The sequence below is a fragment of the Streptococcus sp. Marseille-Q8145 genome, assembly GCF_965112035.1.
The window spans coordinates 380,597-402,075 of record NZ_CBCOPQ010000002.1; the positions used below are offsets into that span (position 1 = coordinate 380,597).

Consider the following 21,479-nt stretch of genomic DNA (forward strand, 5'->3'; position numbering starts at 1 on the left):
TCGCTAAAAATAAAAGCCTTCCTCTCCCTGTCGACAGCTGAAAGAAAAGTATTTTATGAGGCTAAGGGATTGCAATTTTGAGTAAAATCCAGTAAAATTTTTATTAGTTTATTATATGAAGAAAAGGGAATTTTATGAAAAAAAGAGTCACTGGTGATATATACCAGCGCTATTCTTTTAGAAAGCTGTCTGTAGGTCTAGTTTCCGCTACTATCGGAAGCTTCTTTTTGTGTACTACAATGGGAGGAGCTGTCAGCTCTGTTGATGCAGCGGAAGTATCTGCCAATCAGTCTACCCTCGTTCAGTATCACTATGTGGTGGAGAGCGATCTGACTGAGGCTGAAAAAGCTGCTATGGTGAAGGAACTACCCAAATTTGCGGAAGAAAATTCGGACACTTATTATTTGGTTTACCGTCCGACAAAGCAGGAAAGCTTGTTAGGAAGGCTCCCTAAGACAGGCGAGTCAGGCCTTTTGGGAGCGGTTTTTGCAGCTACAGGACTGGCCTTGGTCGTTTTAGTGCTGGCGCGAGGGAAAAATGGCAAGAGATATCTGTCTTCTATTTTGCTTGTGACAGGCTTGGGTTCTGTGCTTCTGCCAGCTTCTGTTTTGGCAATCAGCAGTATGGATTTGGCTGCCTATAATCAAAGTCTGACTTTGGCCGTTGGCGATCAGTTGCCAGAACCTTTGAAGATTGCTGGCTACCAGTATATCGGTTACCTTAAAAAAGAAGCGCAGCATCAACTGGATCAAACGGGAAATGCTCAGCTTCCAGCTCCGCAAAAGGAGACTCCAGAGAGTCAGCCTGCTCAGCGGAACACTGAAGTTCTGAAAGAGGCGCAGCCTGTTGTCGGAGACCATCTCTCCGAGAAGGAGAGGGAGGAAATTGCTGCTAAAGAAGGGCAATTTGCTCGTCAAACGCCTGTTCATGAGCGACCAGAACTGCAATTTACAAGTCAAACAACGACCCAGACCCAAGAAATTCCCTATAAAACGGAGTATCAGTATTCAGACGACTTAGCCGAAGGACAATCCCGAGTGATTCGCGCGGGCATTCCAGGAACTCGCAAGATTGTTACACGTCATTATAGTGTTGAGGGAAAAGTCGTAGAGAGCAAGCAGGTTTCCGATCAAGTAACCACTGAGCCTGTTTCAGAAGTTGTTTTAGTCGGGACTGCAGCAAATAAGGCTGTTCCTAAAGAAGCTCCAATCCATGAAGTTTCAGAGCTCACTAGTTATGGTACCGTTCCAGATAGCGCTCCCGTGCATGAGAAATCAGAGTTGTCAGGCTATGGTACGGTACTCGATAGCGCTCCCGTGCACGAGAAACCTGAGTTAACTAGTTATGGTACAGTCCCAGATATCGCTCCTGTGCACGAGAAACCCGAGTTGTCTGCCTATGGCACCGTTCCAGATACTGCTCCGGTTCATGAAGTCCCCGAGCTCACTAGTTATGGCACGGTCCCTGCTAATGCCCCGGTACAAGAGGTTCCAGAGTTGTCTGACTATGGTACAGTTCCGGATAGCGCTCCGGTACAAGAGGTTCCCGAGTTAACTGGTTATGGCACCGTTCCAGATAGCGCTCCCGTGCATGAAAATCCTGAGTTAACTACCTATGGCACCGTTCCAGATACCGCTCCCGTGCACGAGAAACCAGAGCTGTCTGTCTATGGTACAGTTCCAGATAGTGCCCCCGTGCACGAGAAGCTTGAGTTAACAGGCTATGGCACCGTTCCTGCTAGTGCTCCAATCCATAAAGTTCCAGAGCTCACTAGTTATGGCACGGTTCCGGATAGCGCTCCCGTACACGAGGTTCCAGAGCTCACTAGTTATGGTACGGTCCTCGCTAGCGCTCCTGTGCACGAAGTCCCTGAGTTAACTGGATATGGCACGGTACCCGATACCGCTCCGGTGCACGAGAAACCTGAGTTAACTCGCTATGGCGTTGTTCCGGATACCACTCCCGTGTACGAGAAACCCGAGTTGTCTGACTATGGCATCGTTCCAGATACCGCTCCCGTACACGAGAAGTCTGAGTTAACTGCCTATGGCACCGTTCCAGATAGTGCTCCCGTGCACGAGGTTCCCGAGCTCACTAATTATGGCACGGTCCCAGATACCGCTCCAGTACATGAACTTCCTGAGTTAACTGCCTATGGCACCGTTCCAGATAGTGCTCCCGTGCAAGCGAAACCCGAGTTGTCTAGTTATGGCACGGTACCTGCTAGCGCTCCCGTACACGAGAAACCTGAGTTAGCTGATTATGGTACGGTACCCGATAGCGCTCCCGTACACGAGAAACCCGAGTTAACTGGTTATGGCACGGCACCCGATACCGCTCCGGTGCACGAGAAACCCGAGTTGTCTGCCTATGGCATAGTCCCAGATACTGCTCCAGTTCATGAGGTTCTTGAGTTAGAGTTGGTTACAAAGGATGAAACTCGGGTGGAGAAGACTGCTTTTAACATCGAGGAACAATATACTGATGAGTTACCTCAGGACGCTCGCCAAATCGTCACTCCAGGTGTACAGGGCGAACGTACCATCAAGACTCGTGTTTACAGCTCCAACGGCCAAGAACTTGCTCGTCAAGAGTTGTCCAACGATGAAACTTTAGCTCCAGTCACACAAGTTGTCAAAATTGGCACTGCCAAGCCACATATGGTACCGAGCACTGCCCCGCAAGAGCCTGCTTTACCAGAATATCTGCTGACTTATAAGGATGAAACGCGCGTAGAGAAAATCGATTTCATCACGCGAGAAGAGAAGACGGATGAATTTGTCCAAGGCGCTCGTCAAATCGTCACTCCAGGTGTACAGGGCGAACGTACCATCAAGACTCGTATTTACAGCTCCAACGGCCAAGAGATTGCCCGCCAAGAGTTGTCCAACGAGGAAACTTTAACTCCAGTCACACAAGTTGTCAAAATAGGCACCGCTAAGCCACATATGGTGCCGAGCATCGCACCGCAAGAGTCCGCTTTACCAGAGTATCCGCTGACCTATACGGATGAAACGCGCGTAGAGAAAATCGATTTCACCACGCGAGAAGAGAAGACGGACGAACTTGTCCAAGGGGCTCGTCAAATCGTCACTCCAGGAGTGCAGGGCAAGCGAACCATCAAGACTCGAGTTTATACTTCTAACGGCCAAGAGATTGCCCGCCAAGAGTTGTCCAACGAAGAAACTCTAGCTCCAGTCACACAAGTTATCAAAATTGGTACCGCCAAGTCCTATATGGTACCAAGCACCGCTCCGCAAGAGTCCGCTTTACCAGAATATCCGCTGACTTATAAGGATGAAACGCGAGTAGAGAAAATCGCCTTCACCACACGTGAAGAAGAAACGGATGAACTAGTTCGTGGCGCTCGTCAAATCGTCACTCCAGGTGTTCAAGGCGAGCGTACAATCAAGACTCGAGTTTATACTTCCAATGGTCAAGAACTTGCCCGCCAAGAGTTGTCCAACGAGGAGACGCTAGCCCCCGTCACGCAGGTTGTCAAAATTGGCACAGCCAAGCCACACATGGTACCGAGCACCGCTCCGCAAGAGTCTGCTTTACCAGAATATCCGCTGACCTATAAGGATGAAACGCGAGTAGAGAAAATCGATTTCACTACGCGAGAAGAAGAAACAGATGAACTTGTCCAAAGCGCTCGTCAAATCGTCACTCCAGGTGTTCAGGGTGAACGTACGATCAAGACTAGAGTTTATACTTCCAATGGTCAAGAACTTGCCCGCCAAGAAGTGTCCAACGAGGAAACTTTAGCTCCAGTCACACAAGTTGTCAAAGTCGGCACGGCCAAGCCACATATGGTACCGAGCACTGCACCGCAAGCATCTGCCCTCCCAGAGTATCCGCTGGTCTATAGGGATGAAACGCGAGTAGAGAAAATCGATTTCACTACACGTGAAGAAGAGACGGATGAGCTTGTCCAAGGTGCCCGCCACATCGTCATTCCAGGTGTGCAGGGCGAACGTACCATCAAGACTAGAGTTTATACTTCCAATGGTCAGGAAATTGCCCGCCAAGAGTTGTCCAACGAGGAAACGCTAGCTCCAGTCACACAAGTTGTCAAAATTGGCACGGGCAAGCCACATATGGTACCGGGCACTGCGCCGCAAGCATCTGCCCTCCCAGAGTATCCGCTGACCTATAAGGATGAAACGCAAGTAGAGAAAATCGACTTCACCACACGTGAAGAGGAGACGGATGAACTTGTCCAAGGCGCTCGCCGTATCGTCACTCCAGGTGTTCAGGGCGAACGGACCATCAAGACTAGAGTTTATACTTCTAATGGCCAAGAACTTGCCCGTCAAGAGTTGTCCAATGAGGAAACGCGGGCAGCAGTTGCTCAGCTTGTCAAAGTCGGCACAATAAAACCGCACATGGTACCAAGTGATGCACCGCAAGTGGAAGCCTTGAAAGAGTTCGATTTGATTCCGCTTCATGATCTACTGACAGAAGCGGAGCAAATCAAGGCTCAGGCTCGTTATTTCAACGATAGTCAAAGTCGCCAAGCAGCCTATGATACTGCTTTGGTGGCAGGTCAAGCGCTTCTCAATCAGTCACAAGCCAGCCAAGCGGAAGTCGACCAGTTGGTGAACCAAATCAATCAAGCCAAGGCTCAGTTACAGGGTCTTGAAGTAGACAAAACACGCTTGCGGAATGAACATGATTTGGGCAGCACTGTGCAGACGACCGTCCAATATAAGAATGCTGATGAAGATAAGAAAGCAGCCTATACAAACGAATTGGCCAAGGCAGAAGGAGTTCTGAATAATCAAACCGCCACACAAGTGCAGGTCAATCAAGCCTTTGCTAATCTAACAGCAAGCAAGACGGCTCTAAATGGTGTGCCTAAGGTCAAGCCGACAGTTTCGATCTTAAGTCTGACAGAAAATCCAGAGGACAAGTCGGTCACGGTTCAATACAGCTTGGAAGACAAGACAAAATCCTTGCGCTCAGCGACAGCTGAATTGTACAAGGGAGACCAGCTTGTCCGCTCGCTTCCGATTGACAATGTGGCAGGAAGTCTGAAGATTGACGACTTGGACTACTATACAGGCTATACCCTGAAAACCAAGCTGACTTATGAGCTTGATGCTGGCAGCCTGACTGACCTTGAAAAAGATAGCCGCAACTTTGAGTTGCAATACAAGAAGATTTCCTTCCGTGATATTGATTCGGCAGAGTTTTACAGAAAAGAAAAGGATCAGTTCAAGCGTGTCGTTTCCATGACCGCTATACCTACGGATCTGTCTACCTACTTTGTTAAAGTCAAATCGAGTGAATCCAAGGACATGCTCCTGCCGGTTCACAGCATGGCAGAAGGCCAGAAGGATGGCAAGGCTGTCTACAAGGTTAGGGTCTCTCTGCCTGAGCTGGTGCAAGAGGGTGACACAGGCTACAAGTCTGGCTATGACTTCTATATCAGCAGGGCAGTGCCTAGTCAGCAAAATGTCTACACAAGCTTTGCTGGTTTGGTAGACGCCATGAAGAAAAATATGGCTGGCAACTTTGTTCTAGGAGCCGATTTGGATGCGAGCGAGGTCAGTCTGGCACCTGCGGATTATGTCTATCTCCGAGGAAACTTCACAGGGAGTCTGACTGGTAGCCATAATGGCAAGCAGTACGCGATTTATAATCTAGCCAAGCCTTTGTTTGAAAACCTCAAGAGTGGTTCCTCTATTTCTAATCTGGACCTGAAAGAGGTCAATATTGTCGGGACCTATGACTCAGCAGCCTTGGCTCGCAGTGCAGATAATGCGCGAATCACGGATGTTTCTGCCCAAGGTAGAGTGTCGGTAGTGGGCAATGCGTCCCAGGTAGCTGGTTTGGTCGTTGTTGCAAGCAATAGCCAAATCACCAACAGCTCCTTTACGGGAGCTATCCAAGCCAATGACAAGCAGTACAAGGCTTATAATGTCGGCGGTTTGGTTGCCAACCTCAAGGGAGGAAATTCCTTGCTGAGTCAGAGCAGGGCGGATGTGACCATTCTAGCAGGTGCTCGAACAAACGAACAGCGCTTCGGAGGTTTGGTCGGTCGCTTGGAAGACAATGCCCGTATCAGCCGTTCTTATGTGACTGGAAAGATCCAAAATTCTACGAAGAACGGTCAAATCGGCGGAGTAGTTGGTTCTAATTATTTCAATGGCTTGATTGACAATGTTATCAGCAATGTCAGCGGTACAAATGTTTACAGCATTTCTGGCGACCAAGATTACAAGAATGATCGCATCAGAGAAGCCTATGCCGTTGAAGGAAACGAAACTCTAGGCAATGATCAGTTTGTCACGTCTACTCTGACTTTGGACGAGGCTGAAGAGAAGCTGGCGAGCCTAGACATTACGACCGCGCTAGAAGACAGCAATCTCAATCTCCATACGGTTGACTACAGCAAGGAAAAGAATGCTCGTGCAGACCGTCTGATAGCTTATGCTAACATAGAAAAACTCCTGCCATTCTATAATAAGGAAACCATCGTTGCCTACGGCAATAAACTTCCAGAAAATCACAAGCTCACTACAGAGTACTTGCTGGATGTGGTTCCGATGAAGGGCGACCAGATGATCACCGATATCCATAGTAACAAGACTACGATTAACCGCCTGATGTTGCACTTTGAGGATAAGACGGTTGATTATCTAAATCTGACCTATAAGGGAGACTTTAAACATCAAGCTATCGCAGAATACACTGTGAATGGCTTAGACCTCCTTTATACTCCAGAAGCCTTCCTATCAGACTATAGCAGAATTCTCAATCAAGTGCTGCCAGAGTTGAACAAGGTTGTCCTTGACTCACCAGCCATGCGAACTATTTTAGGCGTGAATGAGGACACTTCTCTGGATGAGCTCTATCTGGATACAGCCTTTGAGCAAGTCAAGACCAAGTTGGCAGAAGAGTTACGCAAAGTTCTGGCTATGGACAAGTCCATCAATACTGAAGGCGATGTTGTGGCTGACTATGTAGCTCAGAAGATTAGAACCAATAAGGAAGCCTTCCTGCTGGGTCTGACCTATCTCAACCGTTGGTATAATATCAACTATGACAAGACCAATGTCAAGGATTTGTCGGCCTATAAATTTGACTTCTTTGGAAATAATAAGGCTTCGACGCTAGACACCATCATTGCACTTGGTCAGTCTGGTTTTGAAAATCTCAAGGCCAAGAATAACCATCTGGCTTACGATAACTCGCTCTCTGAAGCGACTGGCAAGCGCGGCCTTTTCAACTATCTGGAAAGCTATCGCCAACTCTTCCTGCCAGACAAGACCAATAACGAGTGGCTCAAGACCAATACAAAAGCCTATATCGTTGAGTCCAAGTCGGATGTGGCAGAAGCTAGACAGCTTCAAGATACAGCTAAGGCCAAGAGCAAGTATTCTGTCGGCGTTTACGACAAGATTACTGCGGATAATTGGGAACATAAGGGCATGCTCCTGCCACTCTTGACCATGACTGAGAAAGGTGTCTATGTCATCTCCAATATGTCCACTGTCTCCATGGGAGCTTATGATCGCTACCGCCTTGATGCCAATAACAGGGTGCGAACAGATGCAGAATTGGTTGAGTATGTCGAAGACCGAGTTAGAAAGTCAGCTGAATGGCAGCGTGACCACTATGATTTCTGGTATAAGATCCTAAGCCCTGAAAGCAAGGACAAGCTCTTCCGTTCTGTTCTGGTTTACGATGGGTTCTCATTGGTTGACAAGGATGGTAAAAGATATTGGGCTCCAGCTAATGACAAGAAATCACTAGCTATGCAGGAATTCTTTGGACCAGCCGGCAAGTGGTATCCAAGCAAGGGATACAATGCTTATGCTACGGGAAGTGTCACCCACTTTGATGCTGCTCGTTTGTTAGAAGACTATGGTAACTCCGTCTACACCCATGAGATGACCCATAATTCCGATGGTTCTATCTACTTTGAAGGTTATGGTCGCCGCGAAGGACTGGGGGCTGAGCTCTATGCGCGTGGTCTCTTGCAGTCCACTCCAAGTCCAAATGAACCTACCATTACCCTCAATACCCTCTTCAAGACGGACAAGGATTCTAAGACACGGATGCATACCTACAACTTTAAGGAACGTGTCCAAAATGCGGCTGATTTGCAGCACTATGTCCATGGCATGTTTGACATGATTTACACGCTGGATTACATAGAGGGTACTTCGATGGTCAAGCAGAGCGATACAGCCAAGCTCCAGTGGTTTAGAAAGATGGAGAATTACTATATCACTGATAAATATGGCAAGCAGACCCATGCTGGTAACCAGACACGCAGCTTCACCGCAGAAGAAATCAAGAAGTTAACCAGCTTTGAATCCCTGATTGACAATGATGTCATCACCCGTCGGGAGAATAAGGATAGCGGACAGTATCCACGCAATGGCTACCTCAGTCTCAGCCTCTTCTCGCCAATCTACTCAGCCTTGAGCAATCCAAATGGGGCGCCGGGAGACGTCATGTTCCGTCGCACAGCCTATGAATTGCTAGCAGCCAAGGGCTACCATGAAGGTTTTGTCCCTTATGTCTCAGGGAAATTCTCTGAAGAGGCTGCTGCAGAAGGCAAGACGACCTGGGATGGCTGGCTCAGGAGAGATGTTGGTCTGGTGACAGACCAGAAGGTTTTGGAAAATGTATTCAAGGGTGAGTATGCTTCATGGGCAGCCTTCAAGAAGGCTATGTACCAAGAGCGGATAGACCAGCTAACCAAGCTCAAACCAATCACCATCGAGTACGAACTCAGAAATCCTAACAGTACCAAGCAAGTAACCATTCGCTCGTATGCAGAGATGCAGAAGCTGATGGATGAAGCAGTCGCAGAGGATGTGCGCAACATTACCAATGCGACAAATCGTGTTGAAGCTAGCTGGGTCAACCTGCTCAAGAAGAAGATTTACAATGCCTATCTTCGTGAGACAGACGACTTCAGGCAGTCAATCTTTAATAAATAAGCCTTAGGTGGCTTGTCGAAAATAGAAAAAAGCTCATGAATCAGCTGAAAAACTGGCTTCATGAGCTTTTTATCTGTTGAAATTCTAGATGGATGCTTCAATCAAGTGCTTAAGATTGTCTAGGAGGCTATCCAAGGCTAGGACCGCTTTCTGTTGCTGGTCTGGCTGGTAGAGATGTTGGAAGTAGTCTTGGATATTGGCTTCAAAATCTTGAGGCAGGCGGGAGCAATTTTCTTTGGCATACTGGAGCATGCGCTTTTCGCCTGGATGGAGCTGCTCATTGAGGGCAAAGAGGGCATCAAAGTAGGAGGCGAAAAACTCGCTGCTGCGGTGATTGATGCTGAGCAGGTCCTGGCGCTTGAGAGCTTTTTTGATCTGTCTTGAAAAAGCTGGCATAGCCTGGTCGAGGAGCAGGAGCTGCTTGCTGATGATATTCTTTTTCAGCTCAGCTGGATAGGGCAGGCTGTACTTATGTTGGAGGGCAGCGTAGCGGCCGTCTCGATCGTAGAGAATCTTGCTGTGAACCAGATTGTACCACATACAGGTAGTGTAAGAATTCTGGGCTTGATGCTCTAAAACGACGGTCTGCAAGTCTTGGTCAAAGTCGTCCAGCGAGCGGTAAATCAGCTCAATATCGATACCATTATTGAGGACGCAGTCGTCTTCCAGTTCCCAAAATTGATTGCCGATTTCCATATAGGAACAGTACTTGCTGAGGATTTTCTGACGGATGGCTGGCTCGAGAGGAGCGCTCAGGTAGACATAGACATCATAGTCTGAGTCTTGGTCAAAATGTTGGCCGGCCCGTGAGCCTCCTAGAGCCAGAGCTTCCACTTGCTCCAGTTGAGCCAATTCTTTAAAGAGATTTTGTGGCATAATTTGTCCTTCTTAATTTTTTGACATCATTCTAGCAAAAAGTGAAAAGGTTTGCAAGGGGGGAAATAGGATCTTTTCTTTCTTTTAAAAAACTTGATGAAGTGGAAGTGTCTAGAGTATTATTTTGATCAGAAAAGCCTTGGTCTTTCTAGGAGGTTTGTGATGTGATTTGGTTGTTTTCTATACATCTTTCTATTGATCTAATTTATGCTTCTTAGTACAGGTAGATAGGATTTTTCCTAAAAAACTCCATAATTCCTGCTAAAACGATTATAGAGCATATGATATCGGATACGAAGAATAGGAGGTCGGGATGTCCCAGCCTCCTATTCTCCCTTCATCTGTTCAAAGATATAGAGAAAAAATTCTTTTGAAACTTCGAAATGTCCGTATCTTATCTGAGAAGCGTATTGGTGCCACTGAGGATGCTGCCGGACTTGCTCAATGGGGCAGTCTTTGACAGGCTGGTAGTAGCTGACATCACGTCGAAAAGGGAAGAAACCTTCAAACATTTCTACTTGATAGGCTGTGTCATCTAGAATCTTGCCAACTGCTGTAAAGGCCTGCAATTTTTCCTGACCATTCAGCTGATACTTGGGGCTGTAGTACAAAAGGTAATCTCCTTTTTTCATTCGGTTCAGCGGTGCTTTCTTTCCATGGCAGACTTGGCAAAAGCCTCCCTCTACCCCTCTTAGTACATGTTCTTTTGATACGACACCAATCCAAAATCTAGTCATTTTCTGCCTCCAGTTTCATTAAGAGTTGATTCAATATTTCTGTTTTATTTCCTAATTTTCCAAAAAATGCCTGATCAATGCTTTCTACCAGAGGAAGAGCTTGGTTGACCTTTTGCAGCCCCATATCTGTTAGAAGTATGATGTTGGCGCGGCTGTCTTTGGGATGGACTTCCCGCATGATCAAATCTTTCTTGACCAAGAGGCGGATGATTTGGGATACGGTCATGACATCCATATCAGAAAATCGGGCAATATCGGTCTGACTCACCCATTCTTGCTGACGCAGAAGCGCTGCAAGAGAGGTCAGAACGACAAACTGAGGATGGGTTAAATCAATGGTTTTCAGCTCATTTTTTATCAGCCCATGCCACTTGTGGTAGGCGCGGATAAAGAGCAGACCGGTTGATTTTTTATATTCATCCTTGTAGATGGAGTTAAACTGTGATGTTTCCATTAGCTTTCCCTCTAGATATTTTGTAAGTACACTTATTATATTCCAACATCTTATTTTTGTCAATAAAAACCCAGTTTAGACTAAAAAGTCCGAACTGGGTTCTGTCTATAGTTTTTCTACATAAATCTGCTGGGCGATCATAGGGCTGATTTGAATTTCTTGGCCGTCTACTTCTAGTTGATAGAGCTGGCTGTAGTCGTCATACTGGAGGAAATTGATTTCTTGGTTTATGTTTAGATTGTGCTTCTCCAGATAAGCCAAAAGCTCAAAGTCGTCGTGGACACGGCGGATGAGGTAGCTACCGGGCTCTTGAGCGGAGGCTAAAGTTTGATGGTATTTTTCTTTCAGCAGCTGGTGTTTGGCTGGGATTGTACCACCATGAGGGCAGGTCTCAGGGAAATCTAGCATTTTTTCCAAGCCTGCGACAAAGCGTTCAGAAACGGTATGTTCCAGAATTTCGGCTTCCTGATGGATTTCGTCCGTGGTGTAGCCCAGCTTTTGGACCAGAAATACTTCAATCAATCGATGCTTGCGGTAGAGGTCAGAGACCAGCTGCAGGCCTAGGTCAGTCAGCAGATAGCCCGCTTTTTTGTCCTTGATTAGGAGTTCTTCAGCCAGCATTTTCTTCATCATCTCCGTCACGGCTGGCGGAGAAACCTGCATGTGCTGGGCGATTTCTTTATTGGTGATTTTTCCCTGGCGCGTGCCAATCTCGTAAATACATTTTAAATAGTCTTCTTTATTTGGCGTCATCTTTTGTCCTCGTTGTTTTCCTAAGACTAGTATAGCAAAAAATGCTGAAAGAATACAATTTGAGGCCGAAAGTTCCTTTGTACGTTGACTTTTACATGAAATTTTGGCATATTTAGAGATAAATAGGAGAGGTCTCAAGGCTGCATGAGCCTGCTAGCGGAGCCCTAAACGGAGCTAAAGAAATTTCATATGATGGATGTGGATGGTGATGAAAGTAGAAATAGAGCAATGCTATACAGAATTACAAGCGCTCGGCTGGTCTCAAGCTGCTCTTGATAAAGTTTTTCTAGCAGAAATGGCGTCATTGCCACATGAATCAGCTCGCCAAGGTCTTTTTGAGGAGGCCCTTATATTTGGCAGTCCCCTCTTTCAGAAGTTGTGGGCTTTTGAATGCCGAGCAGCCCAGCCCCAGCAAGCTGAGAAATTGTTAGAGCTAGCTATGATCTATATGGACATGCCTGACGAATTGAGTGGAGAAGCAGCAGAAATCACCAAACTGCTCTCGCGCATGCATCCGAACTTATCGCCGCACGCTCCCCTTTGGCGCCAGTTTTCTCAAACGGTTCGGCAGGCTTTTTCTCCAGCAGACTTTATTGCAGACAGTGGCAATCAAAGGTTAAAAGGTCAGTTGCACCAGTTTCGGTACCTTATTTCCAGTCAGCAGGCCCAGTGGGTTAGAGAGCATTTTCGTAAGCCGGGGATGACAGATGGCCAGGCTCTCCTAGCCTATTTTCAGGCGCATCCTGATCTGGACTGCCAGCTCTGGGAGTCTTCGCGGCTGCACAATAAAGCCTTTGTCGATAAGGGCAAAGTGACCTACCCAGACCAGCAGCCCTATCAGGCCAATATCAAGATTCTACATCGTTTCCATACCGAGTTTATTCTAGATAGGAAAGGGCAGTTTCTCAATATCCTAGATCCAGAAAAGAGCAGTCAAAATGGGCTAGTCAATGGAGCTAGTTTTAATTATGGGGAGAAACCCTCGCTTTTCAATCATGGTTCCCATTATTACTACGATGTCAAAAGTCCAGCCCAGTGGGATCCCCAGTTTCGCAGGCTGGCGATTCGGAATGGCGGGCAAGCCTTCAAAGCACCTCAAAACAATCGAGGCTCGGCTGGTTACCATACGGCTAGAAGTTGCTATGCAATTGCGGGGAAAAGTGCTAAAAATCAAGTAGATGCCCGAGTAAAAGATTTTGAAAAATTATTAGTCAAAAAGTTAAAGGGGAAAGATTATCTCAAATATTTATGGAATAAAGTGAAAAATAAATATCTGAGGCTATAGAAATGAGGTGGGAAGATGCCAATTAAAATGATTGCTACGGATATGGACGGCACCCTTTTGGATCCGCGAGGAGAGCTGGATTTGCCACGTTTGACAGCAGTTTTAGACCAGCTGGAAGAGCGGGACATCAAGTTTGTCATTGCGACGGGCAATGAAATCCAACGAATGCGCTTATTGTTGGGCGATTTGACAGAGCGTATGACTCTGATTGTCGCCAACGGCGCTAGAATCTTTGAAAAGAATGAAATGTTGCTGGGTACCTTCTGGCAGCCTGATTTGATTGCGGATACGCTGGCTTATTTTCAGGGTCAAGAACGAGAGGTGCATCTGGTGGTTACTTCCACTAAAGGTGGCTTTGTTCAGGACGGCACTGATTTTCCGATGATTAGCAAGATTATGACAGAGGAAATGGCGGCCCATTTCTACAAACGAATGAATTTTGTGCCCAATCTGCAAAATCATCCGTTTGAAGAAGTGCTAAAGATGAGTGTTATGGTAGATGAAGCGCAAGCGGCAGAGATTACGCGGCAGATCAATACAGCATTTGCTGGAAGATTGAGTGCTGTGACCAGCGGCTATGGTGCGATTGACATTATCCAAGAAGGCCTTCACAAGGCTTGGGGGCTTCGTCAGCTCATGGATCGGTGGCAAATCAAAAGCAAGGAAATCATGGCTTTTGGCGACAGCGAAAATGACTTAGAAATGCTGGAACTAGCGGATTTCTCCTATGCTATGGAAAATGGGGACGAGAAGATTAAGCGCATTGCCAGTCTCTTGGCACCAGCCAATGCAGAGGCCGGTGTTTTGCAGGTGATTGAGCAATACTTAGAAAAAGGAGTCTAAATGGCAGTTCAACTATTAGAACAGTGGCTTTTAAATGAGCAGGCAAAGATTCAGAAAAATTATCGGGATTTGAATCAGCTTGCGGTAAAGGAGCCAGCGATTATTTTTATCGGTGATTCGATTGTGGAATATTTTCCACTGCATGAACTATTGCAAAGCCCTAAAACCTTGATCAATCGTGGCATTCGTGGCTACAAGACTGATTTGCTTTTAGAAAACTTGGATGCCCATCTCTTTGGGCAGGCTCTGGACAAGGTTTTTCTCCTGATTGGAACCAACGACATTGGCAAGGAGATGTCTCAGACTGAAACGCTGGCCAATCTGGAAGCAGTTGTTCAGGAGATTTCCCGTGACTATCCTCTGGCTCAGATCCAGTTGCTGTCCGTCCTGCCTGTGAATGAGCAGGAGCAGTACAAAGGAACGGTGTATATTCGGACGAACGAGAAAATCCAAGCCCTTAATCGTGCCTACCAAGCCCTGGCAAGCATCTATACCAATGTCCATTTTATCGATCTTTATGATAACTTCTTGGACGAGGGCGGTCAGCTGCGGGAGGATTTTACTACGGATGGCTTGCACTTGACTATTGCCGGTTATGCGATGCTGTCAAAAGCTCTGCAGCCGTATCTATAAATGTTTACTGAAAATATTTTTCTTGGACAGCTTAATCAAGCAGTTAAAATTGAGATTTCAAAACGAGTGTGACTTTGTTATCACACTTGTTTCAGACTGAAGACAAAGTTCTTAGAACAGAAGTTGCTAAGGGCTTTGTCTTCAATCTGAAAGAACAGTTTCAACTGTTCTCTTTTGTTTCTTTTTATGAATCAACTACGACTACTTTCTCTTTACCAATCTTCACGCCGATACCGAGACTTGACTTCAAAACCACTCTTAAAAAATATCGAAAAGAAGCTTGATATTGAGAATTGTTAAGATAATTGAAACTGCGTAGCCTAGGATTGTATTCCACTTGGCATTGGTAAATTCTCCCATCAGTGACTTCTTAGAGGTCAGATAAATCAAGGGGAAGATTGAAAACGGAAGAGCGATTGAAAGAAAGACCTGTGAATAGACCAATAACTGATCCAAGGTTTTTTCTTGATGCCCAAACAAGACGGCGACTATAATCACAGGGAGCAAGGCAAAAATCCGTGTACCGATACGGATAATCCACTGAGGTAATCTCAGATGCAAGAAACCTTCCATGACAATCTGTCCAGTCAATGTACCTGTAATAGTTGAATTTTGCCCACTTGCTAAGAGGGCCAGAGCAAACAAAGTTGACAGAGTTGAGCTGGCTATCGCTCCTGCTATTGTCGAATCTTGTAAAGCATTGTACATTTGAGAGAATGCCGAAATTTCAGACGCATGACCAAAAAAGAGAGATGCTCCTAAAATGAGAAGTAAGGAATTGACAATAAATGCTAGGGACAACTGAAGATTTGAGTCCCAGGTCATAAAACGCACAGCTTTTCGAACGTCCTTCTTATCTTTGTGGTTGATTTTCCTTGTTTGGGATAGGGACGAATGAAGATAGAGATTATGGGGCATGACTGTCGCACCTACAATCCCTAGAGCCAAGGTCAGCTGACTCTCATGTCCTGGCAGGGGACTTTCAAATAAAGTTGAAGTCGGTAAATAACCACCAAATATCCCCTGAATACTTGGATTGGATAAAGCCACTAGATAAGCAAAGATACCTAATATGGTTAAGATAAGAGTCGTAACGATGGCTTCAATTTTTTTGAAGCCAAATTTCATCAATAACAACAAAAGAAATACATCTAAAACGGTTAGGAGGATAGCAACCATAATCGGTATTTTAAACAAAAGATTTAAGGCAATCGCTGAACCTAAAACCTCAGCTAAGTCTGTCGCCATTAAAGCTAATTCTAAAATCACCCACAGACTATAACGGAGCCACTTGGGAGCATGATGAGCTGTTGCCTGCGCTAAGTCCATCCTCGTCACGATACCAAGCTTTCCAGCCATTTGTTGTAACTGCATAGCAATGATGGATGAAATCAAAATAACAAATAAAAGGCTATACTTGTAGGAAGCACCACCAACCACGCTGGTAATCCAGTTTCCAGGATCCATATAGCCAACTGCTACAAGAGCGCCAGGTCCCAAAAATGCTTTTAGATTTTGCCAAAAATGGTTGTTATTTGGAGTTTCAATAGATTGATTGATCTCAGAGAGAGAGACTTTCTTGTAAGAAGACATCGGAATTTCACACTTTCTAATCTGTCTTTACCTATTTTTTAAATGGAAGTATTGAAAAAACAATGAAAATAGTTCCCTATTTTCCAATTCTTCCTTATTATATCACACTTTAGAGGGATAATTGAGGAAAGAACTGATAATTGAAATAAGCAAGGTCTGTATTACAAAAAGCCAGCGTAGTAAAACGCTGGCTTCAGATTGAAGACAAAGTCCTCAGAACAGAAGTTTCTAAGGACTTTTTTTGTAAAGTCGTATAATAATGATAAGAAAAGTTATGAGGTGCTCGCTATGTTTCACAAAGAAAAACCAGATTATAATCGCTGCCAATATGGCTTCTATACGATAGACGAATTGGTTCCCAAAGATCACTTTCTTCGACAATTGGAAGCAGAGGTTGATTTCGACTTTATCTATTCTATATTCATTAAAGATTTTTGCTTGCTTTAGTCTAACCACTGGATAAAGGCAGTTTTATCATGATGATTGTAACCTGCCCGCTTATAAAAATTCCAGGTGCTTTCCTTCTTGGAGCCCGTCAGCAGCATCATTTTGTAGCAATTGGCTTCGGTCGCTAATTTCTTAGCAAAATCAAGGCATTCACTGGCATAACCCTTGCCTCTAAAGTCATGATGAGTAACGACATTTTCGATCAGGGCGTAGGGCCGTAGCCCTCTCGTGAGATTGGGAATGATGACACAAATACAAGAAGAAACAATCTTTCCGTCAAGCACTTTGATAATGATATGGTGGTCTGGATCTTCTACCATCCGCTGCCAGACTTTTTGTAAGGTTGGGCTTTTTTCTGGAATGGCCGTCTCGTGCAAGGAGAGATATAAATGGAGTAATTCATCTAGGTCGTTTGGACTGGCTTCTCTGATCATCTTTTTACCTACTATATTGGAATATTTTCGTTTACCTATCAATATTATAGCATGTTTAGCCCTTAAATTTCTAGTTTGCTCCGAATTAAAATCTTCCCCAGTTTCAAAGGTCAGCGAGAGTCACGTTCACCTTTTTCTGAAATCTATTATAATATACATTTCAAAAGTCAGAAAAATCTCATAATTGTTATGTAATAGTTCTAAAGCGTTCCTGAGCATATTCTTATACAAGCGGTGGAAAAAGTGATAAATTTATAGAGTAAGTTTATTGAAACGTTTTCATTATATTATCTGAAAGTTTTCGATAAATAATTTAATTTTGAAGGAGAGTTATCATTATGACTCAAGGGAAAATTACTGCATCTGCAGCAATGCTCAATGTATTGAAGACATGGGGCGTAGATACTATCTACGGTATCCCATCAGGAACACTCAGCTCACTCATGGACGCTTTGGCTGAAGACAAAGATATCCGCTTCTTGCAAGTTCGCCACGAAGAAACAGGTGCTCTTGCAGCGGTGATGCAAGCTAAATTCGGCGGCTCAATCGGGGTTGCAGTTGGTTCAGGTGGTCCAGGTGCGACTCACTTGATTAACGGTGTTTACGATGCAGCTATGGACAACACTCCATTCCTTGCTATCCTTGGATCACGTCCAGTTAACGAACTCAACATGGATGCCTTCCAAGAATTGAACCAAAACCCAATGTACAACGGTATTGCTGTTTACAACAAACGTGTAGCTTACGCTGAGCAATTGCCAAAAGTTATTGACGAAGCTTGCCGTGCTGCAGTTTCTAAAAAAGGTCCAGCCGTTGTTGAAATTCCAGTGAACTTTGGTTTCCAAGAAATCGACGAAAACTCTTACTACGGTTCAGGTTCATACGAGCGCTCATTCATCGCTCCTGCTTTGAACGAAGTTGAAATTGACAAAGCGGTTGAAATCTTGAACAATGCTGAGCGTCCAGTTATCTACGCTGGTTACGGTGGTGTCAAAGCTGGTGAAGTGATTACTGAATTGTCACGTAAAATCAAAGCACCAATCATCACAACTGGTAAAAACTTTGAAGCCTTTGAATGGAACTATGAAGGTTTGACAGGTTCTGCTTACCGTGTTGGTTGGAAACCAGCCAACGAAGTGGTCTTTGAAGCAGACACTGTTCTTTTCCTTGGATCAAACTTCCCATTTGCTGAAGTTTACGAAGCCTTCAAGAACACTGAAAAATTCATCCAAGTCGATATCGACCCTTACAAACTTGGTAAACGCCATGCCCTTGACGCTTCTATCCTTGGTGATGCAGGTCAAGCAGCGAAAGCAATCCTTGACAAAGTAAACCCAGTTGAGTCTACTCCATGGTGGCGTGCAAACGTTAAGAACAACCAAAACTGGCGTGATTACATGAACAAACTCGAAGGTAAAACTGAGGGTGAATTGCAATTGTACCAAGTTTACAATGCGATCAACAAACATGCTGATCAAGACGCTATCTATTCAATCGACGTAGGTGACACTACTCAAACATCTACTCGTCACCTTCACATGACACCTAAGAACATGTGGCGTACATCTCCACTCTTTGCGACAATGGGTATTGCCCTTCCTGGTGGTATCGCTGCTAAGAAAGACAATCCAGATCGCCAAGTATGGAACATCATGGGTGACGGTGCATTCAACATGTGCTACCCAGACGTGATCACAAACGTTCAATACGACCTTCCAGTTATCAACGTTGTCTTCTCAAATGGTAAATATGCCTTCATCAAGGACAAATACGAGGACACAAACAAACACTTGTTTGGTTGTGACTTCCCTAATGCTGACTATGCGAAAATCGCTGAAGCTCAAGGAGCTGTTGGATTTACAGTTGACCGTATCGAAGATATCGATGCAGTTGTTGCAGAAGCTGTTAAACTCAACAAAGAAGGTAAGACAGTTGTCATTGATGCTCGCATCACGCAACACCGTCCACTTCCAGTAGAAGTGCTTGAACTCGATCCAAAACTTCACTCAGAAGAAGCCATCAAAGCCTTCAAGGAAAAATACGAAGCAGAAGAACTCGTACCATTCCGCCTCTTCTTGGAAGAAGAAGGTTTGCAATCACGCGCAATCAAATAATTCCTCTCGCCGAAAATCAAATGTAAATTTTGTAGACTTTATTCTTTGATTTTCTTAGAGCGGAACTTGAAAAGATCGGAGCAATCCGGTCTTTTTCTTTGTCCTCTTACTTATCACAAGATTGTGATAGTTTACATCTTCATAACAAAGGGGTAAAAGGGCTTGATTGTTTTGGACTATCATTATAAAATATAACCGAAAAATGAAAGAGGTATCGAAAATGTCTGAAAAACAAATGAAAATTTTGGGATGGGTTGCAACCTTTATGTCCGTAATGATGTATGTGTCCTATTTTCCACAAATCATGAACAACCTAGCGGGGCAAAAAGGGAATTTTATCCAACCGCTCGTCGCAGCAATCAACTGTAGCTTATGGGTCTACTATGGCTTGTTCAAAAAAGAAAGAGATATTCCGCTTGCAGCAGCAAATGCACCAGGAATTATTTTTGGCCTAGTGACGGCCATCACGGCTTTGATTTAAGAGGAATAAGAGAAGACTGGTTTTCAGTCTTCTTTTTTGTTTTTAGAGAGACCATTGCTTTCATTTGAGAAGCCGATTTCTTTAAAACCGGATACTGAAAGTTTGTCTGATTAAATAAAATAGTATAATAGTATCAGCATTTCGCAGTTTTTTATAAGAAAAGGTTTACAAAATGAGCTATAATATGAGTAAATAAACCAGCAAATAAGAAAGCGAGTAGAGATATGACTGAAAAACTGACTTTTCCGGATGGTTTCTTGTGGGGTGGAGCGACAGCTGCCAACCAGTGCGAGGGCGCTTATGATGCGGATGGTCGCGGGCTGGCTAATGTAGATGTGGTGCCGATTGGTGAGGAGCGTCTGGCCATCATCACGGGTAAGAAAAAGATGTTTGACTTTGAGGAAGGCTATTTCTACCCAGCCAAGGAAGCCATTGACATGTACCATCGTTTCAAGGAGGACATTGCCCTCTTTGGTGAGATGGGTTTTAAGACCTATCGTCTGTCCATTGCTTGGAGCCGGATTTTCCCTAAGGGGGATGAGCTGGAGCCCAATGAAGCTGGCCTGAAATTTTACGAAGACCTCTTTAAGGAATGCCACAAGTACGGTATTGAGCCTCTGGTGACCATTACTCACTTTGACTGCCCTATGCACTTGATTAAGCAATATGGTGGGTGGCGGAGCCGTAAGATGCTGGAATTTTACGAGCGTCTCTGCCGCACTCTTTTTACCCGTTACAAGGGCTTGGTCAAGTACTGGCTGACCTTCAATGAAATTAATATGATTCTGCATGCACCCTTTATGGGGGCGGGACTCTGCTTTGAAGAAGACGAAAATGAGGAGCAGGTCAAGTATCAAGCGGCCCATCATGAGCTGGTCGCGTCAGCCATTGCTACCAAGCTGGCTCATGAGATTGATCCGGAAAACAAGGTCGGCTGTATGCTGGCAGCGGGGCAAAATTATCCTAACACCTGTCATCCACGCGATGTATGGGCTGGTATGGAGGAAGACAGGAAAAACTATTTCTTCATTGATGTGCAGGCGCGTGGCGAATATCCTAACTATGCTAAGAAAGCTTGGGAGCGCGAGGGCATCACTGTCGAAATGACAGAAGAAGACCTGCAGCTGCTCAAGGAGCATACGGTGGACTTCATTTCCTTCTCATACTACTCTAGCCGGGTGGCTTCAGGTGACCCCGAGGTCAATGAGTTGACAGCGGGAAATATATTTGCTTCTCTCAAGAACCCTTATTTGGAAGCTTCTGAGTGGGGCTGGCAGATCGATCCACTGGGCTTGCGTATTACTCTTAATACCATCTGGGATCGCTATCAAAAGCCCATGTTTATCGTGGAAAATGGTCTGGGTGCAGTGGATACTCCTGATGGAAATGGCTATGTGGCTGATGATTACCGGATTGACTATCTGGCGGCCCATGTCAAGGCCATGCGGGAGGCCATCAATGAAGATGGTGTAGTTCTGTGGGGCTACACGACCTGGGGCTGTATTGACCTGGTATCAGCCGGCACTGGCGAGATGAAGAAGCGCTATGGCTTTATTTATGTCGATCGGGACAATGAAGGAAGGGGAACACTCAAGCGCTCCAAGAAGAAATCCTTTGACTGGTACAAGGAAGTCATTTCGACTAACGGAGCATCTGTGAAATAACATCAAGGAGGCTGGGACAAAAGTCCTAGCCTCTCAATTGTCTTTGGATTGTCGAACAAGACGCAGTGGTTGAGTGGGCTCTACTACGCTGAATTCATCAGCTTTTACAGCCCTACTCAACTGTGCGGAGGTGGGACGACGAAATCGAATTCTAACGAATTACCGATTTCTGTCCTACTCTCTTTCTTTTGCATCATTTATA

At 45.2% G+C, this 21,479-nt stretch carries 13 protein-coding genes; 7 read left to right on the forward strand and 6 right to left on the reverse strand.

Translation table 11 applies throughout. The features are described 5' to 3' along the window. The first annotated feature begins 134 nt into the window (after positions 1–134). On the forward strand, positions 135–8,963 hold the full coding sequence (locus ACWPVL_RS05350; RefSeq protein WP_454387384.1) for an SIALI-17 repeat-containing surface protein: 8,829 nt from the start codon (positions 135–137) through the stop codon (positions 8,961–8,963). Between the two features lie 84 nt (positions 8,964–9,047). Here the strand turns inward: ACWPVL_RS05350 and ACWPVL_RS05355 are convergent, their stop codons facing one another. From ACWPVL_RS05355 to ACWPVL_RS05370, 4 genes are all read right to left on the reverse strand, one after another. Further along, positions 9,048–9,839 carry a nucleotidyltransferase domain-containing protein gene (locus ACWPVL_RS05355; protein WP_454387386.1) on the reverse strand — a complete coding sequence of 264 codons (792 nt, stop codon included), beginning with the start codon at positions 9,837–9,839 and terminating at the stop codon, positions 9,048–9,050. 326 nt (positions 9,840–10,165) lie between these two features. Next, positions 10,166–10,576, reverse strand: a complete 411-nt coding sequence (locus ACWPVL_RS05360; RefSeq protein WP_454387388.1) for an EVE domain-containing protein — start codon at positions 10,574–10,576, stop codon at positions 10,166–10,168. Continuing rightward, entirely contained in the window at positions 10,569–11,030 is a 462-nt protein-coding gene (locus tag ACWPVL_RS05365) for a MarR family winged helix-turn-helix transcriptional regulator (protein ID WP_454387390.1), read from the reverse strand. The genes ACWPVL_RS05360 and ACWPVL_RS05365 overlap by 8 nt, the downstream gene beginning before the upstream one ends. A 105-nt stretch (positions 11,031–11,135) precedes the next feature. Next, the gene (locus ACWPVL_RS05370) at positions 11,136–11,783 is read right to left on the reverse strand and encodes a metal-dependent transcriptional regulator (RefSeq protein WP_454387392.1); all 648 of its coding nucleotides are present in this window, start codon (positions 11,781–11,783) and stop codon (positions 11,136–11,138) included. Between the two features lie 202 nt (positions 11,784–11,985). Between ACWPVL_RS05370 and ACWPVL_RS05375 the strand changes: the two genes are divergently transcribed. Genes ACWPVL_RS05375 through ACWPVL_RS05385 form a run of 3 tightly spaced genes read left to right on the forward strand, consistent with a single transcriptional unit; the run spans position 11,986 to position 14,544 of the window. Continuing rightward, positions 11,986–13,068, forward strand: a complete 1,083-nt coding sequence (locus ACWPVL_RS05375; protein WP_454387394.1) for a DUF3114 domain-containing protein — start codon at positions 11,986–11,988, stop codon at positions 13,066–13,068. 15 nt (positions 13,069–13,083) lie between these two features. Next, positions 13,084–13,911 (forward strand): Cof-type HAD-IIB family hydrolase, encoded by an 828-nt coding sequence (locus ACWPVL_RS05380; RefSeq protein ID WP_454387396.1) that lies wholly within the window; start codon positions 13,084–13,086, stop codon positions 13,909–13,911. After that, entirely contained in the window at positions 13,912–14,544 is a 633-nt protein-coding gene (locus ACWPVL_RS05385) for an SGNH/GDSL hydrolase family protein (RefSeq protein ID WP_454387398.1), read from the forward strand. Positions 14,545–14,802: 258 nt separating this feature from the next. On the opposite strand, the gene ACWPVL_RS05390 is transcribed toward ACWPVL_RS05385, so the two are convergent. Continuing rightward, complete coding sequence (locus ACWPVL_RS05390) at positions 14,803–16,137, reverse strand: Nramp family divalent metal transporter (protein ID WP_297663907.1); 1,335 nt, start codon at positions 16,135–16,137, stop codon at positions 14,803–14,805. A gap of 443 nt (positions 16,138–16,580) precedes the next feature. Continuing rightward, on the reverse strand, positions 16,581–17,018 hold the full coding sequence (locus ACWPVL_RS05395) for a GNAT family N-acetyltransferase (protein ID WP_454387401.1): 438 nt from the start codon (positions 17,016–17,018) through the stop codon (positions 16,581–16,583). A 338-nt stretch (positions 17,019–17,356) separates the two neighbouring features. Here ACWPVL_RS05395 and spxB point away from each other — a divergent pair, with 338 nt between their 5' ends. The 3 genes from spxB (at position 17,357) to ACWPVL_RS05410 (ending at position 21,277) form a co-directional block, all read left to right on the forward strand. Then, positions 17,357–19,132 carry a pyruvate oxidase gene (spxB, locus tag ACWPVL_RS05400; protein ID WP_002923229.1) on the forward strand — a complete coding sequence of 592 codons (1,776 nt, stop codon included), beginning with the start codon at positions 17,357–17,359 and terminating at the stop codon, positions 19,130–19,132. A 220-nt stretch (positions 19,133–19,352) separates the two neighbouring features. Then, the gene (locus ACWPVL_RS05405) at positions 19,353–19,613 is read left to right on the forward strand and encodes a SemiSWEET family transporter (protein ID WP_001291471.1); all 261 of its coding nucleotides are present in this window, start codon (positions 19,353–19,355) and stop codon (positions 19,611–19,613) included. Positions 19,614–19,837: 224 nt separating this feature from the next. Beyond that, complete coding sequence (locus tag ACWPVL_RS05410; protein WP_454387404.1) at positions 19,838–21,277, forward strand: 6-phospho-beta-glucosidase; 1,440 nt, start codon at positions 19,838–19,840, stop codon at positions 21,275–21,277. The last annotated feature ends 202 nt before the right edge of the window (positions 21,278–21,479 follow it).

What these genes read in the sequence shown, in the direction of transcription:
- ACWPVL_RS05350 (WP_454387384.1), top strand. Translation starts at nt 135, where the DNA reads ATGAAAAAAAGAGTCACTGGTGATATATACCAGCGCTATTCTTTTAGA.
- ACWPVL_RS05370 (WP_454387392.1), bottom strand. Translation starts at nt 11,783, where the DNA reads ATGACGCCAAATAAAGAAGACTATTTAAAATGTATTTACGAGATTGGC.
- ACWPVL_RS05375 (WP_454387394.1), top strand. Translation starts at nt 11,986, where the DNA reads ATGGTGATGAAAGTAGAAATAGAGCAATGCTATACAGAATTACAAGCG.
- ACWPVL_RS05355 (WP_454387386.1), bottom strand. Translation starts at nt 9,839, where the DNA reads ATGCCACAAAATCTCTTTAAAGAATTGGCTCAACTGGAGCAAGTGGAA.
- ACWPVL_RS05360 (WP_454387388.1), bottom strand. Translation starts at nt 10,576, where the DNA reads ATGACTAGATTTTGGATTGGTGTCGTATCAAAAGAACATGTACTAAGA.
- ACWPVL_RS05395 (WP_454387401.1), bottom strand. Translation starts at nt 17,018, where the DNA reads ATGATCAGAGAAGCCAGTCCAAACGACCTAGATGAATTACTCCATTTA.
- ACWPVL_RS05365 (WP_454387390.1), bottom strand. Translation starts at nt 11,030, where the DNA reads ATGGAAACATCACAGTTTAACTCCATCTACAAGGATGAATATAAAAAA.
- ACWPVL_RS05410 (WP_454387404.1), top strand. Translation starts at nt 19,838, where the DNA reads ATGACTGAAAAACTGACTTTTCCGGATGGTTTCTTGTGGGGTGGAGCG.
- ACWPVL_RS05390 (WP_297663907.1), bottom strand. Translation starts at nt 16,137, where the DNA reads ATGTCTTCTTACAAGAAAGTCTCTCTCTCTGAGATCAATCAATCTATT.
- ACWPVL_RS05405 (WP_001291471.1), top strand. Translation starts at nt 19,353, where the DNA reads ATGTCTGAAAAACAAATGAAAATTTTGGGATGGGTTGCAACCTTTATG.
- ACWPVL_RS05380 (WP_454387396.1), top strand. Translation starts at nt 13,084, where the DNA reads ATGCCAATTAAAATGATTGCTACGGATATGGACGGCACCCTTTTGGAT.
- spxB (WP_002923229.1), top strand. Translation starts at nt 17,357, where the DNA reads ATGACTCAAGGGAAAATTACTGCATCTGCAGCAATGCTCAATGTATTG.
- ACWPVL_RS05385 (WP_454387398.1), top strand. Translation starts at nt 13,912, where the DNA reads ATGGCAGTTCAACTATTAGAACAGTGGCTTTTAAATGAGCAGGCAAAG.